16 protein-coding genes are annotated in these 16,119 nt (G+C 60.8%); all 16 read left to right on the forward strand.

Annotated features, from left to right (window positions below; all coding sequences use genetic code 11):
* The first annotated feature begins 9 nt into the window (after positions 1 to 9).
* The 16 genes from ACEN8Z_RS10305 to ACEN8Z_RS10380 all read left to right on the forward strand — a co-directional run bounded on the left by ACEN8Z_RS10305 (position 10) and on the right by ACEN8Z_RS10380 (position 16,097).
* Positions 10 to 1,368 (forward strand): flagellar hook-length control protein FliK, encoded by a 1,359-nt coding sequence (locus ACEN8Z_RS10305; protein ID WP_495597556.1) that lies wholly within the window; start codon positions 10 to 12, stop codon positions 1,366 to 1,368.
* A gap of 228 nt (positions 1,369 to 1,596) precedes the next feature.
* On the forward strand, positions 1,597 to 2,100 hold the full coding sequence (gene fliL / locus ACEN8Z_RS10310) for a flagellar basal body-associated protein FliL (protein WP_008001755.1): 504 nt from the start codon (positions 1,597 to 1,599) through the stop codon (positions 2,098 to 2,100).
* Between the two features lie 9 nt (positions 2,101 to 2,109).
* Complete coding sequence (gene fliM, locus ACEN8Z_RS10315; protein ID WP_008001753.1) at positions 2,110 to 3,078, forward strand: flagellar motor switch protein FliM; 969 nt, start codon at positions 2,110 to 2,112, stop codon at positions 3,076 to 3,078.
* Positions 3,079 to 3,144: 66 nt separating this feature from the next.
* On the forward strand, positions 3,145 to 3,591 hold the full coding sequence (gene fliN / locus ACEN8Z_RS10320; RefSeq protein WP_495597557.1) for a flagellar motor switch protein FliN: 447 nt from the start codon (positions 3,145 to 3,147) through the stop codon (positions 3,589 to 3,591).
* The gene (gene fliO / locus ACEN8Z_RS10325) at positions 3,592 to 4,047 is read left to right on the forward strand and encodes a flagellar biosynthetic protein FliO (RefSeq protein ID WP_495597558.1); all 456 of its coding nucleotides are present in this window, start codon (positions 3,592 to 3,594) and stop codon (positions 4,045 to 4,047) included.
* A complete protein-coding gene (gene fliP, locus ACEN8Z_RS10330; RefSeq protein WP_008001750.1) occupies positions 4,047 to 4,805 on the forward strand; it encodes a flagellar type III secretion system pore protein FliP in 759 nt (252 codons plus the stop codon). Before fliO ends, fliP begins: the two co-directional genes overlap by 1 nt.
* Positions 4,802 to 5,071, forward strand: a complete 270-nt coding sequence (gene fliQ, locus ACEN8Z_RS10335) for a flagellar biosynthesis protein FliQ (RefSeq protein WP_007975354.1) — start codon at positions 4,802 to 4,804, stop codon at positions 5,069 to 5,071. Before fliP ends, fliQ begins: the two co-directional genes overlap by 4 nt.
* A gap of 3 nt (positions 5,072 to 5,074) precedes the next feature.
* The gene (gene fliR / locus ACEN8Z_RS10340) at positions 5,075 to 5,860 is read left to right on the forward strand and encodes a flagellar biosynthetic protein FliR (protein WP_495597559.1); all 786 of its coding nucleotides are present in this window, start codon (positions 5,075 to 5,077) and stop codon (positions 5,858 to 5,860) included.
* Positions 5,861 to 5,863: 3 nt separating this feature from the next.
* Positions 5,864 to 7,003, forward strand: coding sequence for a flagellar biosynthesis protein FlhB (gene flhB, locus ACEN8Z_RS10345; RefSeq protein ID WP_495597560.1), 1,140 nt, complete (start codon positions 5,864 to 5,866; stop codon positions 7,001 to 7,003).
* 254 nt (positions 7,004 to 7,257) lie between these two features.
* Positions 7,258 to 9,387, forward strand: a complete 2,130-nt coding sequence (flhA, locus tag ACEN8Z_RS10350; RefSeq protein WP_007975358.1) for a flagellar biosynthesis protein FlhA — start codon at positions 7,258 to 7,260, stop codon at positions 9,385 to 9,387.
* Between the two features lie 11 nt (positions 9,388 to 9,398).
* Positions 9,399 to 10,727 (forward strand): flagellar biosynthesis GTPase FlhF, encoded by a 1,329-nt coding sequence (gene flhF, locus ACEN8Z_RS10355; protein ID WP_495597561.1) that lies wholly within the window; start codon positions 9,399 to 9,401, stop codon positions 10,725 to 10,727.
* Between the two features lie 116 nt (positions 10,728 to 10,843).
* Positions 10,844 to 11,674, forward strand: a complete 831-nt coding sequence (gene fleN, locus ACEN8Z_RS10360; protein WP_008001746.1) for a flagellar synthesis regulator FleN — start codon at positions 10,844 to 10,846, stop codon at positions 11,672 to 11,674.
* Entirely contained in the window at positions 11,671 to 12,411 is a 741-nt protein-coding gene (gene fliA, locus ACEN8Z_RS10365; RefSeq protein WP_008001745.1) for an RNA polymerase sigma factor FliA, read from the forward strand. Before fleN ends, fliA begins: the two co-directional genes overlap by 4 nt.
* 168 nt (positions 12,412 to 12,579) lie before the next feature.
* Positions 12,580 to 12,951 (forward strand): chemotaxis response regulator CheY, encoded by a 372-nt coding sequence (locus ACEN8Z_RS10370; RefSeq protein ID WP_003183998.1) that lies wholly within the window; start codon positions 12,580 to 12,582, stop codon positions 12,949 to 12,951.
* A gap of 21 nt (positions 12,952 to 12,972) precedes the next feature.
* Complete coding sequence (locus tag ACEN8Z_RS10375; protein ID WP_007975364.1) at positions 12,973 to 13,761, forward strand: protein phosphatase CheZ; 789 nt, start codon at positions 12,973 to 12,975, stop codon at positions 13,759 to 13,761.
* Between the two features lie 47 nt (positions 13,762 to 13,808).
* The gene (locus ACEN8Z_RS10380) at positions 13,809 to 16,097 is read left to right on the forward strand and encodes a chemotaxis protein CheA (protein WP_495597562.1); all 2,289 of its coding nucleotides are present in this window, start codon (positions 13,809 to 13,811) and stop codon (positions 16,095 to 16,097) included.
* The last annotated feature ends 22 nt before the right edge of the window (positions 16,098 to 16,119 follow it).

Raw genomic sequence — 16,119 nt, forward strand, 5'->3', positions numbered from 1 at the left:
GACCGTTTCATGCCCGTTACCCCCAATATTCTGCTTCAGGCCTCAAGGCAGGCCAAGATTCAAGCGGCGTCCGCCAATCCTCCGGCACTGGCCGCTGAGCCCGGGGACAAGGCTGCAAGCTTCGCTCATGTCTACGCCAATCAGGCCCAGAACAAGCCCAATGCGTTGGCGGATGCTTCGTTCAAGCCTGATCGTGACAAAACCTGCGGTGTCGGCGCAAAGAACGACGCTGGCGACGACAAGTCTGCCGCCGGGGAGCCGGTGGTTGCCGATGGCGGCAAATCCTTGCCTGCCGACAAATCGCTGCAGGCTGACGACAAGACCGCCGGCGATGATGCGTCAGAGGCCGGCCCGGCTCAGGTCGTCGATGCCGCGCCGGTCGATCCGGCGCTTGATCCTGCATCGCAGCAAGCCATACAGCCAGTGGTGCCGGCGCCAGTAGCGCCTGCCATCGCCGATGCGATGCCGCCAACGGTTGAAGCGCCGGTTACTGCGGCGATCACGGCTGCAAACGTTCCGGCGCCGACCAGCGCTGACGGCGACTTCGATCCCGAGGCCGATCCACTCGACGCCCTGCCGGCGTTACGCCTGGCGATGGAGCAGAGCGGTCACGTATCGGCTACCAGTCAGGCGCAGCCCAAGGCTGCTGCGACACAGGCGCAAGCCCAGGCAGACGGTGAGCTGACATCGGCGCAAAACTTTACCGCTGGCATGGCGACCATGCTGGATGTTCAGGCCGACAAGAACAGCACCAGCCAGGGCGACGACAAGGCTTTTAGCGGCTTGATCGAGGACGGTCTGAAGGATCTCAAGTCCGCCAGCAGCGACACCCGTGTCGATGATTTCGCCAACCGCCTGGCAGCGCTGACCCAGGCGGCCACACCGAAGACCGCCAATGCCTTGCCGGTGAACCAGCAGATCGCCATGCACCAGAGCGGCTGGACCGAAGAGGTGGTGAACCGGGTCATGTACCTGTCCAGTGCCAATCTCAAGGCCGCGGACATCCAGTTGCAGCCTGCCGAGCTGGGACGCCTGGACATTCGGGTGAACATGGTTCCCGATCAACAGACCCAAGTCACGTTCATGAGTGCGCATCCGGGTGTCCGTGAGGCGCTGGATGGGCAGGTCCATCGCTTGCGCGACATGTTTGCGCAGCAGGGCATGGGGCAGGTCGATGTCAACGTTTCGGACCAGTCCCGTGGTTCGCAACAGGGGCAGGAACAAGCCCAGCAAAGTCAAAGCGGACGGACCAGCGCCAGCGGCGGTGGCCTCGATTCAATGGATGACGACATGGCCCCGGGCATCGCTGAGGTGGCTGCCAATACCACCAGCGTGATCGGCTCCAGCGCGGTCGATTACTACGCCTGATCAAACGCAAAACCCCTGTAGGAGCGAGCTTGCTCGCGATGAGGGCCTGGCAGTCAAGTTTTCATCGACTGTCACGCCGCCATCGCGAGCAAGCTCGCTCCCACAGTGGCTTTGTGGTGATCTTGCGACCGAAGTCGGTCCGTCCATCTCCCCCGACATTTCTGGCATAACACTTGCTCTTGCCTTGCCGTGCGACTGTGAAAACCCGAATAGTGACGGATTATTGGCATGGCGAAGAGCGACGCAGCAGTAAAAGACCCCGCAACCAAAGGCAAACTCAAGCTGATTATCGTGATCGTGGTGGCCCTGCTGCTGGCGATCGGTGTGTCTGTGGGGGCGACCTGGTACTTCATGCATAGCGCTCAGAGCAAGCCTGCCGCCGACGTGGCGCAAACCGGTCCTGTCGGCAAGCAGCCAGCGATTTTCGAGTCGATGGCACCGGCTTTCGTGGCCAATTTCAACCAGAACGGTCGCCAGCGCTACATGCAAGTGAGCATCACCATGCTCGGCCGTAACCAGGCGGATCTGGATGCACTCAAGGTCCATATGCCGGTGATCCGCAATAACCTGGTCATGCTGTTCTCCGGGCAGGACTTTGCGACCCTCGCGTCGCCGGTCGGTCAGGAAATGCTGCGGCAGAAAGCCACCGCCAGCGTGCAGGAAGTGGCGCAGAAAGAGCTCGGCAAAGTGGTGATCGAACAGTTGCTTTTCACTAATTTCGTACTGCAGTAGGAACACGACATGGCCGTGCAGGACCTGCTGTCCCAGGATGAGATCGACGCGCTGCTGCATGGCGTCGACGACGGTCTGGTAGAGACCGAAAACGCTGCCGAACCCGGCACCGTCAAAAGCTATGACCTGACCAGCCAGGATCGCATCGTCCGTGGACGCATGCCGACCCTGGAAATGATCAACGAGCGTTTCGCCCGCTATACCCGCATCAGCATGTTCAACATGCTGCGTCGTTCGGCAGACGTGGCGGTCGGCGGCGTGCAGGTGATGAAGTTCGGCGAATACGTGCACTCGCTGTACGTGCCGACCAGTCTCAACCTGGTCAAGATCAAACCCCTGCGCGGCACCGCGCTGTTCATCCTCGACGCCAAGCTGGTGTTCAAGCTGGTGGACAATTTCTTCGGCGGTGACGGCCGGCACGCCAAGATCGAAGGGCGTGAATTCACGCCAACCGAACTGCGTGTGGTGCGCATGGTGCTGGAGCAGGCGTTCGTCGATTTGAAGGAAGCCTGGCAGGCGATCATGGAAGTCAATTTCGAGTACATCAACTCGGAAGTGAACCCGGCCATGGCCAACATCGTCGGGCCGAGCGAAGCCATTGTGGTGTCGACCTTCCACATCGAACTCGATGGCGGTGGCGGCGACATGCACGTGACCATGCCGTACTCGATGATCGAGCCAGTGCGCGAAATGCTCGACGCCGGCTTCCAGTCGGACCTCGACGACCAGGACGAGCGCTGGGTCAACGCCCTGCGCCAGGACGTGCTGGACGTCGACGTGCCGATCGGTGCGACGGTGGCCCGTCGTCAGTTGCGTCTGCGCGACATCCTGCACATGCAGCCGGGGGATGTGATCCCGGTCGATATGCCGGAAGACATGATCATGCGCGCCAACGGCGTGCCGGCCTTCAAGGTCAAGATGGGCTCGCACAAGGGCAACCTGGCGTTGCAAGTGATCGAGCCGATCGAGCGCCGTTGACCGACGCTCGTACCCATTCGCGATTAACCGAATTCTGAATTTTTGCTCGCCGAGGACACTGACAATATGAACACGCAAGACGACCAGGCTCTGGCCGATGAGTGGGCAGCGGCCCTGGAAGAAACCGGTGATGCCGGGCAGGCCGACATCGACGCCTTGCTGGCCGCCGATTCCGGCAGTTCCGCGTCCAACCGCCTGCCCATGGAAGAGTTCGGCAGCGTGCCGAGAAACAGCGATCCGGTCAGCCTCGAAGGTCCGAACCTGGACGTGATCCTCGATATCCCGGTGTCGATTTCCATGGAAGTGGGCAGTACCGACATCAACATCCGCAACCTGTTGCAACTGAACCAGGGTTCGGTGATCGAGCTGGATCGCCTGGCCGGCGAGCCGCTGGACGTGCTGGTCAATGGCACGCTCATCGCCCACGGCGAAGTGGTGGTGGTCAACGAGAAGTTCGGCATCCGCCTGACGGACGTGATCAGCCCAAGCGAACGCATCAAGAAGCTGCGCTGAGTGAAAAAGGTTCTGGGGGCTTTGCTGGGGGCCGCGCTGGCCATGCCGTTCAGGTTGCTGGGGGCCGAGCCTGTCGCCACGGCGACCACGGCTGCTGTGCCTGCGGTGAGCAGCGGTGTGGCTGGTCAACTGACGCAACTGGTGTTCGGATTGCTGCTGGTGCTGGGGCTGATCTTCCTCCTCGCCTGGCTGCTGCGTCGGGTCCAGCAGGCCGGTCCGGCCGGCAAGGGGCAGGTGATCGAAATTGTCGGCTCCCGCGCACTGGGGCCTCGCGACCGCCTGATACTGGTGCAGGTCGGCAACGAGCAGATTCTGTTGGGCCTGAGCCCCGGCAACATCGCTGCGCTGCACGTCCTCAAGGAGCCGGTGCAGGTGCCGAGTACCGAAAAGCCGACGCCGGAATTTGCCCAGCGCCTGCTGGAGATGCTGGGTAAAGATCAGAAGGATAAGAAGTAATGGGTGCGCTACGCATCGTCTTGACGCTGACCCTGATGCTGGCCGCACCGCTGGCATTCGCCGCCGATCCGCTGTCGATCCCGGCCATCACCCTGGGCACCAATGCGCAGGGTGCGCAGGAATACTCGGTCAGCCTGCAAATCCTGCTGATCATGACCGCGCTGAGTTTTATCCCGGCGTTTGTCATGCTGATGACCAGCTTCACCCGGATCATCATTGTCTTCTCGATCCTGCGCCAGGCCCTGGGCCTGCAGCAGACACCGTCGAACCAGATCCTCACCGGCATGGCGTTGTTCCTGACCCTGTTCATCATGGCGCCGGTGTTCGACCGGGTGAACCAGGACGCCCTGCAGCCGTATCTGGCGGAAAAACTGACGGCCCAGGATGCGGTCGCCAAGGCGCAGGTGCCGATCAAGGACTTCATGCTCGCCCAGACCCGCACCAGCGATCTGGAGCTGTTCATGCGCCTGTCCAAGCGCACTGACATCGCGACGCCGGATCAGGCTCCGTTGACCATCCTGGTGCCGGCCTTCGTAACCTCCGAGCTGAAAACGGCGTTCCAGATCGGCTTCATGATCTTCATTCCGTTCCTGATTATCGACCTGGTCGTGGCCAGTGTGTTGATGGCCATGGGTATGATGATGCTGTCGCCGCTGATCATTTCCCTGCCGTTCAAAATCATGCTGTTCGTGCTGGTGGATGGCTGGGCGCTGATCATCGGCACGCTGGCCAGCAGCTTCGGCGGTGTCTCGCCATGACGCCAGAAGTTGCGGTCGACATCTTTCGTGAAGCGCTGTGGCTGACCACTTTGATGGTCGCCGTGCTGGTGATTCCAAGTTTGCTGGTGGGGCTGTTGGTGGCCATGTTCCAGGCGGCCACCCAGATCAACGAACAGACCCTCAGTTTCCTGCCGCGTCTGTTGGTGATGTTGGTGACGCTGATCGTTGCCGGGCCGTGGCTGGTGCAGACTTTCATGGAATACATCCAGCAGTTGTACGGCAGCATTCCGCAGGTCATCGGCTAAGCCATGTCCTCGCTGCTGCAGTTGACGGATACCCAGATAAGCACCTGGGTCGCGACGTTCATGTTGCCGCTGTTCCGCGTCGGCGCCTTGCTGATGGTCATGCCGGTGTTCGGCACCGCCCTGGTCCCCAAGCGCATCCGGCTGTATTTTTCCCTTGCCATCACCGTGGTCATCGCACCGAACCTGCCACCCATGCCGCCAGTGAGCGCGCTGGATTTGAGCGGGCTGCTGCTGATTGCCGAGCAGATCCTTGTCGGCGCGATACTGGGTTTCTCCCTGCAGCTGTTTTTCCAGGCTTTCGTGGTGGCGGGGCAGATTGTCGCGATCCAGATGGGCATGGGTTTCGCCTCGATGGTTGACCCCACCAACGGTGTGTCGGTGGCGGTGATCGGGCAGTTCTTCACGATGCTGGTGACACTGATGTTCCTGGCAATGAACGGTCATCTGGTGGTGTTTGAGGTGCTCACCGAAAGCTTCACCACGTTGCCCGTCGGTAGCGGCTTGATGGTCAATCATTTCTGGGAGCTGGCCGGCAAACTCGGCTGGGTGCTCGGCGCGGCGCTGTTGCTGGTGCTGCCGGCGATCACCGCGCTGCTGGTGGTCAACATCGCGTTTGGCGTGATGACCCGCGCCGCGCCGCAGCTGAACATCTTCTCTATCGGCTTCCCGCTGACCCTGGTGCTCGGGCTGTTTATCGTCTGGGTCGGGCTGGCGGACATCATTAATCAGTATCAACCGCTGGCCACCGAAGCCCTGCAGTTTTTACGCGAATTGGCAAAGGCGCGCTGAGTCATGGCTGAGAGCGAAAGCGGTCAGGACAAAACAGAAGACCCCACGGAGAAAAAGAAAAAGGATGCCCGAGAAAAGGGTGAGATTGCGCGCTCCAAGGAACTCAACACCCTGGCGATCATGCTCGCCGGTGCCGGTGCGCTGCTGGTCTTCGGAGGGGCGCTTGCCCAGGAAATGATGGACTTGATGCGCCTGAACTTTTCCCTGTCGCGCGACGTGGTGCTGGATCAACGTGCGATGGGAACCTATCTGCTGCACTCGGGGCAGATTGCCTTGCTGGCGATTCAGCCGGTGATGATCACCTTGCTCCTGGCGGCGTTGATCGGGCCGATCTCTCTCGGGGGCTGGCTGTTCTCCGCCGGCACCATGGCGCCGAAGTTCAGCCGCATGAACCCCGGCGCCGGCCTCAAGCGTATGTTCTCGGGTAAGGCCGTGGCCGAACTGCTCAAGGCGCTGGCGAAGTTCTTCATCGTGCTGTTCGTGGCCCTTGTGGTGTTGTCGGCGGATATCGACGACCTGTTACGCATCGCCCATGAACCTCTGGACCGGGCGATCACTCATAGCCTGCAAGTGGTTGGCTGGAGCAGCCTGTGGATGGCCTGCGGGCTGATCATTATCGCCGCCGTGGACGTGCCGATACAGCTGTGGGAAAGCATCAAGAAACTGAAGATGACCAAGCAGGAAGTGCGCGACGAGCATAAGGATCAGGAAGGGCGGCCGGAGGTCAAGCAGCGGATTCGTCAGTTGCAGCGCGAAATGTCCCAGCGGCGGATGATGGCGGCGGTTCCCGAGGCGGACGTGGTCATCACCAACCCGACCCACTACGCCGTGGCCCTCAAGTACGATCCGGAGAAGGGTAATGCGCCGGTGTTGCTGGCCAAGGGCAGTGACTTCCTGGCCCTGAAAATCCGTGAGATCGCGGCGGCCAACGAGATCCTGCTACTGGAGTCGCCGGCGCTGGCGCGGTCGATTTACTACTCCACCGAACTTGAGCAGGAAATTCCCGGCGGGCTCTATCTGGCAGTCGCGCAGGTGCTGGCTTACGTCTATCAGATTCGACAGTACCGGGCGGGCAAGGGTAAACGACCGGATCCGCTCAAGGATGATCTGCCGATTCCGCCGGATTTGCGCCGCGACACCTGACTTTTTAGTTTGTAGCAGCTGCCGAGCCCGCGAGGCTGCGTTCGAGGACGCAGTCCTCGCCGGGAACTGACGACTGCTGCGCAGCCGAACGCAGCCTCGCGGGCTCGGCAGCTGCTACGGATAATTCACGCGCTCATTTCGTTGATAAACCCCTCTATTTCAAACCCTCGCAAAAGTTGGAAAGCTTCTTGCAGTAGCCGCCCTGCGCCCGCTTCAGGCGTCAAAAGTTTGCTTTAAAGGAACGGGGAAAACCGGTGGATCGCTCTCAGTTAATCAACAGTGCCCGCAGCAACATTGCCGACCTCAGTCGAGGCAATCTGGGCGTGCCGCTGTTGTTGCTGGTCATGCTGGCGATGATGATGCTACCGGTGCCGCCGTTCCTGCTGGACGTGTTCTTCACCTTCAACATTGCGCTGTCCATTGTCGTTCTGTTGGTCTGCGTCTACGCCTTGCGCCCGCTGGATTTCGCGGTGTTCCCGACCATTCTGCTGGTGGCGACGCTGTTGCGCCTGGCGTTGAACGTGGCCTCCACGCGGGTGGTCATGCTCCACGGCCAGGATGGTCACGCCGCTGCCGGCAAGGTGATTCAGGCCTTCGGTGAGGTGGTGATCGGCGGCAACTACGTGGTTGGTATCGTGGTCTTCGCGATCTTGATGATCATCAACTTCGTCGTGGTGACCAAGGGTGCGGGGCGGATTTCCGAGGTGAGCGCGCGTTTCACCCTCGATGCGATGCCCGGCAAGCAAATGGCGATCGACGCCGACCTCAACGCCGGCCTGATCGATCAGGCCCAGGCCAAGGCCCGCCGCTCGGAAGTCGCCCAGGAAGCCGAGTTCTATGGCTCCATGGACGGTGCCAGCAAATTCGTCCGTGGTGACGCCATTGCCGGCCTGTTGATCCTGTTCATCAACCTGATCGGCGGCATGGCGGTCGGTATCTTCCAGCACAATATGACGTTTGCCGATGCCGGCAAGGTTTACGCACTGCTGACCATCGGTGACGGTTTGGTGGCGCAATTGCCATCACTGTTGTTATCGACAGCGGCTGCGATCATGGTGACCCGTGCTTCCGGTTCGGAAGACATGGGCAAGCAAATCAATCGCCAGATGTTCGCCTCGCCCAAAGCCTTGGCCGTTTCGGCCGGCCTGATGGCGGTGATGGGGCTGGTGCCCGGCATGCCGCATTTTTCCTTCCTGACCATGGCTGCACTGGCGGCGGGTGGCGCGTACCTGTTCTGGAGAAAGCAAAACGTCGCCAAGGTGCAGGCCCTGCAAGAGGTCAAGCGCCAGCAGGAGCTGCTGCCGTCGCCGGCCCGCGCCCAGGAGACCAAGGAGCTTGGCTGGGATGATGTGACGCCCATCGACATGATCGGCCTGGAAGTGGGTTATCGCCTGATTCCGCTGGTGGACCGCAACCAGGGCGGCCAGTTGCTGGCACGGATCAAGGGGGTGCGCAAGAAGCTGTCCCAGGATCTGGGCTTCCTGATGCCGACCGTGCATATCCGCGACAACCTCGACCTGGCGCCAAGTGCCTATCGCCTGACCCTCATGGGGGTGATCCTGGCTGAAGCGGAGATTTACCCGGATCGCGAGCTGGCGATCAACCCAGGGCAGGTCTACGGTACGCTCAATGGCATTACCGCCAAAGATCCGGCTTTCGGTCTGGAGGCGGTCTGGATCGAAATCAGCCAGCGCGCCCAGGCGCAATCCCTCGGTTATACGGTGGTCGATGCCAGTACGGTCGTGGCTACCCACTTGAACCAGATACTCTACAAGCATTCCAGTGAACTGATCGGTCACGAAGAAGTGCAGCAACTCATGCAGTTACTGGCCAAAAGCTCGCCGAAACTGGCCGAGGAACTGGTGCCGGGCGTGGTTTCGCTGTCGCAGCTGCTCAAGGTGCTGCAAGCGCTGTTGGCCGAACAAGTGCCTGTGCGCGATATCCGCAGCATTGCCGAGGCCATCGCCAACAATGCCGCCAAGAGTCAAGATACCGCCGCTCTGGTGGCCGCCGTGCGTGTTGGCGTATCCCGTGCAATCGTGCAAAGCATTGTCGGCACTGAGTCGGAGCTACCAGTTATCACGCTGGAGCCAAGGTTGGAACAGATATTGCTCAATAGTCTGCAAAAGGCAGGGCAAGGCTCGGAAGAGGGCGTTCTGCTGGAGCCAAGCATGGCTGAGAAGCTGCAACGCTCGCTGATCGACGCAGCGCAGCGCCAGGAGATGCAAGGTCAGCCGGTGATTCTGCTGGTGGCCGGTCCGGTTCGCGCGATGCTCTCGCGATTCGGCCGGCTCGCAGTCCCGGGTTTGCACGTGTTGGCTTACCAGGAAATCCCTGACAACAAGCAAGTGACCATCGTTGCGACAGTAGGGCCCAACGGCTGAGGTAGTGGTTTATGCAAGTTAAGCGTTTTTTCGCCGCCGATATGCGTCAGGCCATGAAGCTGGTTCGTGATGAGCTGGGCGCTGATGCCGCCATCATTGGCAACCGCCGGATCGCCGGTGGTGTCGAGCTGACGGCTGCGCTGGATTACAAGTTGTCGGCATTGGCGCCTCGGGTTCCGAACATGGAACTCGAAGACGAGCTGCGCAAGACTCAGTCGCGGATCGTCACCGCCCAGGCCGAATTGAGCCTGCGCGGCGAGGGCGAGAGCGACAAGAGCACCAACCGCCAGTTGTTCGCCGGCCTGCCGCTGACGGCCGCCGAGCCACTGATCGAGCCGACGTATACCGAACCCCGTCGTCCTGCACCGGCTGCGGCGCCCGCCTCCACAGGCGTGGACCCGCGTGCGTTCGACTCGATGCGTTTCGAACTCAACAGCCTGCGTGAACTCATGGAAGTCCAGCTGGGCTCCCTGGCCTGGAATCAGCTGCAGGGCAGTCGTCCGGACCAGGCCAACCTCTGGCGTCGCCTGCAACGCATTGGTCTGTCTGGCCCGCTGTCGCGCGACCTGCTGGCGCTGATCACCGAAATCGAAGAGCCTCGTCAGGCCTGGCGCATGTTGCTGGCGCACCTGGCGCGCATGATCGTTACGCCGGAAGTAGAGCCGCTGGAAGAGGGTGGTGTGATCGCCATGGTCGGCCCGGCCGGCATGGGCAAGACCACCACCCTGGCCAAGCTGGCCGCCCGTTACGTGCTCAAGTACGGCGCGCAGAACATTGCGCTGGTGAGCATGGACAGCTTCCGCATTGGTGCCCAGGAGCAGCTCAGGACCCTGGGGCGCATACTCAATGTGTCGGTGACCCACGTCGATCCGGGCCAGTCCCTGGTGCAGGCTCTGGAACCCTTGCTGCGCAAGCGCGTGGTGCTGATCGATACCGCCGGCCTGCAGGCCAGCGATCCGGCCCTGCGCATGCAGCTAGAAAGCCTGGCCGGTCGTGGCATCCGCTCGAAAAATTATCTGGTCCTGGCAACCACCAGCCAAAAACAGGTTCTAACCGCCGCGTACCACAGTTACAAGCGTTGCGGGCTCGCAGGCTGCATCCTGACTAAACTGGATGAAACGGCTAGTCTGGGTGAGGTGTTGAGCCTTGCCATCAGTCATGAGCTGCCGGTGGCGTACCTGACCGATGGTCCGCGGATTCCGGATGATCTCCATCTGCCGCGTCGTCACCAGTTGGTCAGTCGCGCCGTGAGTGTGCAAATGCAGGAAGAACCCAGCGAAGAAGCCATGGCTGACATGTTCGCTGACATCTACCACAGCCCGACCAAGCAGGTTGGCTGAGGTAATAATGAACAGTTTTTGTACCTACATCGATGGTCTGCCATGCATTGTTCCGTTTGCGAACGCGCAGCCAGTAATGTGGCCTCCGTCTATGCAAGACAAGGTAAAGAAATAACATGGGCAGCATGCATCCCGTACAGGTGATCGCGGTGACCGGCGGCAAAGGTGGCGTCGGGAAAACTAACGTGTCAGTGAACTTGTCCCTGGCTTTGGCTGAGCTTGGCCGGCGCGTCATGTTGCTGGACGCCGACCTGGGGTTGGCGAACGTCGACGTTCTACTGGGCCTGACACCCAAACGTACCCTGGCCGACGTGATCGAGGGCCGCTGCGAACTGCGCGATGTACTGCTGCAGGGACCAGGTGGCATTCGTATCGTTCCGGCCGCATCCGGCACTCAGAGCATGGTGCATCTGAGCCCTGCGCAGCACGCCGGCCTGATCCAGGCCTTCAGTGATATCGGCGATAACCTCGACGTATTGGTGATCGACACCGCTGCGGGCATTGGTGACTCGGTCGTCAGCTTCGTTCGCGCAGCCCAGGAAGTGCTGCTGGTGGTGTGCGACGAGCCGACCTCGATTACCGATGCCTACGCCTTGATCAAGTTGCTCAATCGCGACTACGGCATGAACCGCTTCCGCGTCCTGGCCAACATGGCCCAGAGCCCGCAGGAAGGGCGCAACCTGTTCGCCAAGTTGACCAAGGTCACGGATCGCTTCCTCGACGTCGCCCTGCAATATGTCGGCGCGGTGCCCTACGACGAAAGCGTGCGCAAGGCCGTGCAGAAGCAGCGCGCCGTCTACGAGGCCTTCCCGCGTTCCAAGTGCTCGCTGGCGTTCAAGGCCATCGCACAGAAGGTCGATACCTGGCCGCTGCCTGCCAACCCGCGCGGACACCTGGAGTTTTTCGTCGAGCGCCTCGTGCAGCAGACAGCAGGACCTGTGCTATGACAGCCAGCGGTTACAACCTCTACAAAGCATCGGCACGTGATGCGCAGTACGAGCTGATCGAGCGTTACGCGCCGCTGGTTAAACGCATTGCCTACCACTTGCTGGCGCGCTTGCCGGCCAGTGTCCAGGTTGAAGACCTGATCCAGGCCGGGATGATCGGCCTGCTTGAAGTGTCGACCAAATATGACGCCAGCAAAGGCGCCAGTTTCGAGACGTACGCGGGCATTCGAATCCGCGGCGCCATGCTCGATGAAGTGCGCAAGGGGGACTGGGCGCCACGTTCGGTTCACCGCAATACGCGCATGGTCAGCGATGCCATTCGCTCGATTGAAGCGAAAACCGGCCGTGATGCTAAAGATCACGAAGTTGCGGCCGAACTCCAATTGAGTCTCGACGATTACTACGGAATTTTGAACGACACCCTGGGCAGCCGGCTGTTCAGTTTCGACGATCTGTTGCAGGACGGCGAACACGAAGGACTGCACGAGGATGGCGCGAGTGCTCATCTCGAGCCGTCACGCGATCTGGAAGATGAACGCTTCCAGGCTGCGCTGGCGGATGCGATTGCCAATTTGCCGGAGCGTGAGCGACTGGTGTTGGCGCTGTACTACGACGAAGAGTTGAACCTCAAGGAAATCGGTGAGGTCCTGGGGGTCAGCGAATCTCGGGTCAGCCAGTTACACAGCCAGTGCGCGGCCCGTTTGCGGGGGCGTTTGGGGGAGTGGCGAGCGCGCTGAAGGCAGTGTGGGGGACACTGCGAACGAAGCTGGTGTGGTGTTGAACTGCGCCGGTCTCGATCTGTTGTGCTCCAGACAGTCATTGAGTGCTTTGCCGGATTGATTGAAATGGCGCGTCCAGGTGCTGGGCGCGTTTAAGACTGCTTGGAGGTCGAATTGGACAAGAACATGAAAATCCTCATCGTTGATGACTTCTCAACGATGCGGCGGATCATCAAGAACCTGCTGCGTGACCTTGGGTTCACCAACACCGTCGAGGCCGACGATGGCACTACCGCCATTCCGGTGCTCAACAGCGGAAGCATCGACTTTCTGGTAACGGACTGGAACATGCCTGGCATGACCGGTATCGATCTGCTGCGCCACGTGCGTGCCGATGAAAAGCTCAAGCACCTGCCGGTGCTGATGGTGACCGCTGAAGCCAAGCGTGAGCAGATCATCGAAGCGGCCCAGGCCGGCGTTAACGGCTATGTGGTCAAACCCTTCACGGCCCAGGCGTTGAAAGAAAAAATCGAGAAGATTTTCGAACGCATCGGTTGATGAGTGCGCCACGGGGGAGCTATGGGCAATAACGAAACTTCATTGGGCGACTTTGAGTCGACCCTGAAAAAACACGCCGTCGAATTGGTCGCGAGCCTTGAAAAAGGCAAGTTCGGCGACGCGGTGCAATTGATCCATGAGCTCAACCAGACCCGTGACCGCGGCCTGTATCAGGAGGTGGGCAAGCTCACTCGCGAGCTGCATAGCGCGATCGTCAATTTCCAGATTGACCCGCACATGCCGCAAGCCGAAGAAGTGTCGCAGATCACCGACGCCACCGAGCGTCTGGGGTATGTGGTCAAGCTGACCGAGGCCGCGGCCAACCGCACCATGGATCTGGTGGAGAATGCCACGCCGCTGGTCAACAGCCTGGCGGATGAAGCCCAGGCCTTGAGCACGGACTGGGGGCGCTTCATGCGTCGTGAAGTCGGCGCTGAAGAGTTTCGTGAACTTGCCCGGCGGGTCGACGGTTTCCTGGTGCGCAGCGGCACGGACAATCGCGCGGTGTCGGGCAACCTGAACGACATCCTGCTCGCCCAGGATTACCAGGACCTCACAGGGCAAGTGATCAAACGCGTGACCCAGTTGGTCACCGAAGTTGAAAGCAATCTGCTCAAGCTCGTGCTGATGGCCAGTCAGGTGGACCGCTTTGCGGGCATCGAACATGACCGTGAAGCGATGCTTGCTGAAAAAGATCCACAAAAACATCTCTCTCAGGGTGAAGGTCCGCAGATTCATGCCGATAAAAGAGAAGACGTTATGTCCGGTCAGGACGATGTGGACGATTTGCTATCCAGCCTAGGGTTTTAGAACTTTAGGTATTTTAGGTTTTTAGACCTGTTAGGAGCACCCCCCTGATGAGCTTCGGCGCCGATGAAGAGATCCTTCAGGATTTCCTGGTTGAGGCCGGCGAGATTCTTGAGCAACTGTCCGAGCAACTGGTCGAGCTGGAAAGCCGGCCGGATGATGCGGATTTGCTCAATGCAATTTTTCGCGGTTTTCACACTGTAAAAGGGGGCGCCGGCTTCCTCCAGCTCAATGAGCTGGTGGAGTGCTGCCACATCGCCGAGAACGTGTTCGACATCCTGCGCAAGGGTGAGCGGCGCGTAGATTCGGAACTGATGGACGTGGTTCTCGAAGCGCTGGACGCGGTGAACAGCATGTTCAGCGAAGTCCGCGAACGCAGCCCGATCACGGCTGCGACACCTGAGTTGCTTGCGGCATTGGCCCGTCTGGCCGAGCCGCAATCGGCTGACGAGGTGGCCTCTGCGCCTGTTGCTGCCGTGGTCGAAGCGCCCGTGGCTGAAGCCGATTCGGGCGACATCACTGACAATGAATTTGAGCAGTTGCTGGACTCGCTGAATGCCGTCAAGGCCCAGGCCGAGGCTCCGGCAGTTGCGCAGGCGCTTGCCAGCGAGACGGCCGCCAGCGACGAAATCACCGATGCCGAGTTCGAGTCATTGCTCGATCAACTGCATGGTAAAGGCCAGTTCGCCGTCGATGCGGTGGTCCCGGCGCCCGTTGCGCCAGAGGCCCCGAAGGCGTCAGGCGACAGTTCCGATATTACTGATGACGAATTCGAGGCACTGCTCGACCAACTGCACGGTAAGGGCAACTTTGCTGTCGAGGCACTGGAATCGGCCATTGCTTCGGTACCTGCACCCGCAGCCCCAAGCGCGGTGGCGGCCGGCAGCGATCTGATTTCCGATCACGAGTTCGAAGCGCTGCTTGACGAACTGCATGGCAAAGGCAAGTTCAGCGAAGTCGGCACCGCGAGCGTGGCCAACGGTTCGAACGCTTCTGTCGCGGCACCGGCAGCCAAGGCTGCGGCGCCCAAACCTGTGGCCAAGGCACCGGAGCCAAAAGCCCAGGCGCCGGCCCCGGCAGCCGCTGCTGCACCGGCTGCCGTACCGGGTGCTGCACTGGCATCGTCCCGCGCTCCGGCCGCGCCACCGGCGGAAAAACCCGCCAGTGAAGCCGAGACCACCGTGCGGGTCGATACCGCGCGCCTCGACGAAATCATGAACATGGTCGGCGAGCTGGTGCTGGTGCGTAACCGCCTGGTCCGTCTGGGCCTCAACAGCGGCGACGAAGCCATGTCCAAGGCCGTGTCGAACCTCGACGTGGTCACGGCCGACCTGCAAACCGCGGTCATGAAGACCCGGATGCAACCGATCAAGAAAGTCTTCGGGCGCTTCCCGCGCCTGGTTCGCGACCTGGCTCGCCAGCTCAAGAAAGAGATCAACCTGGAACTGGTCGGCGAAGAAACCGACCTCGACAAGAACCTCGTCGAGGCCCTGGCCGATCCGTTGGTCCACTTGGTGCGCAACGCGGTCGACCACGGCATCGAATCGCCGGAAGAACGCGAAGCCTCGGGCAAGGCCCGTGGCGGCAAAGTCATCCTGGCGGCCGAGCAGGAGGGCGATCACATCCTGCTGTCGATCTCCGATGACGGTAAAGGCATGGACCCGAACGTCCTGCGTTCCATCGCGGTTAAACGCGGTGTGATGGACAAGGACGCGGCAGACCGACTGAGCGATACCGAGTGCTACAACCTGATCTTCGCCCCGGGTTTCTCGACCAAGACCGAGATCTCCGACGTATCGGGTCGCGGCGTGGGCATGGACGTGGTGAAAACCAAGATTTCCCAGCTCAACGGTTCGATCAACATCTACTCGGTCAAGGGCCAGGGTTCGAAGATCGTTATCAAGGTGCCGCTGACCCTGGCGATCATGCCGACACTGATGGTCATGCTCGGCAACCAGGCGTTTGCGTTCCCGCTGGTGAACGTCAACGAGATCTTCCACCTCGACCTGTCGACCACCAACGTCGTGGACGGCCAGGAAGTGGTGATCGTGCGGGACAAGGCACTGCCACTGTTCTATCTCAAACGCTGGCTGGTCAGCTCCGCGGCTCACGAAGAGCAGCGCGAGGGTCATGTGGTGATCCTTTCGGTGGGCACGCAACGGATCGGCTTTGTCGTCGATCAGCTGGTGGGCCAGGAAGAAGTGGTCATCAAGCCATTGGGCAAAATGCTCCAGGGAACGCCGGGCATGTCCGGCGCCACCATCACCGGTGACGGCCGCATCGCGCTGATTCTCGATGTTCCGAGCATGCTCAAGCGTTACGCCACACGGCGTATTTGATTCTGGTGGAGCGGGGCGCCTG

The sequence above is a fragment of the Pseudomonas sp. Pseusp10 genome (assembly GCF_059492225.1).

Bases quoted from the DNA above. Each gene is read 5' to 3' on its own strand.
- fleN (WP_008001746.1), top strand. From the start codon at position 10,844: ATGGGCAGCATGCATCCCGTACAGGTGATCGCGGTGACCGGCGGCAAA.
- ACEN8Z_RS10370 (WP_003183998.1), top strand. From the start codon at position 12,580: ATGAAAATCCTCATCGTTGATGACTTCTCAACGATGCGGCGGATCATC.
- fliA (WP_008001745.1), top strand. From the start codon at position 11,671: ATGACAGCCAGCGGTTACAACCTCTACAAAGCATCGGCACGTGATGCG.
- flhF (WP_495597561.1), top strand. From the start codon at position 9,399: ATGCAAGTTAAGCGTTTTTTCGCCGCCGATATGCGTCAGGCCATGAAG.
- ACEN8Z_RS10305 (WP_495597556.1), top strand. From the start codon at position 10: ATGCCCGTTACCCCCAATATTCTGCTTCAGGCCTCAAGGCAGGCCAAG.
- fliM (WP_008001753.1), top strand. From the start codon at position 2,110: ATGGCCGTGCAGGACCTGCTGTCCCAGGATGAGATCGACGCGCTGCTG.
- flhB (WP_495597560.1), top strand. From the start codon at position 5,864: ATGGCTGAGAGCGAAAGCGGTCAGGACAAAACAGAAGACCCCACGGAG.
- ACEN8Z_RS10375 (WP_007975364.1), top strand. From the start codon at position 12,973: ATGGGCAATAACGAAACTTCATTGGGCGACTTTGAGTCGACCCTGAAA.
- fliP (WP_008001750.1), top strand. From the start codon at position 4,047: ATGGGTGCGCTACGCATCGTCTTGACGCTGACCCTGATGCTGGCCGCA.
- fliL (WP_008001755.1), top strand. From the start codon at position 1,597: ATGGCGAAGAGCGACGCAGCAGTAAAAGACCCCGCAACCAAAGGCAAA.
- ACEN8Z_RS10380 (WP_495597562.1), top strand. From the start codon at position 13,809: ATGAGCTTCGGCGCCGATGAAGAGATCCTTCAGGATTTCCTGGTTGAG.
- fliQ (WP_007975354.1), top strand. From the start codon at position 4,802: ATGACGCCAGAAGTTGCGGTCGACATCTTTCGTGAAGCGCTGTGGCTG.
- fliN (WP_495597557.1), top strand. From the start codon at position 3,145: ATGAACACGCAAGACGACCAGGCTCTGGCCGATGAGTGGGCAGCGGCC.
- fliR (WP_495597559.1), top strand. From the start codon at position 5,075: ATGTCCTCGCTGCTGCAGTTGACGGATACCCAGATAAGCACCTGGGTC.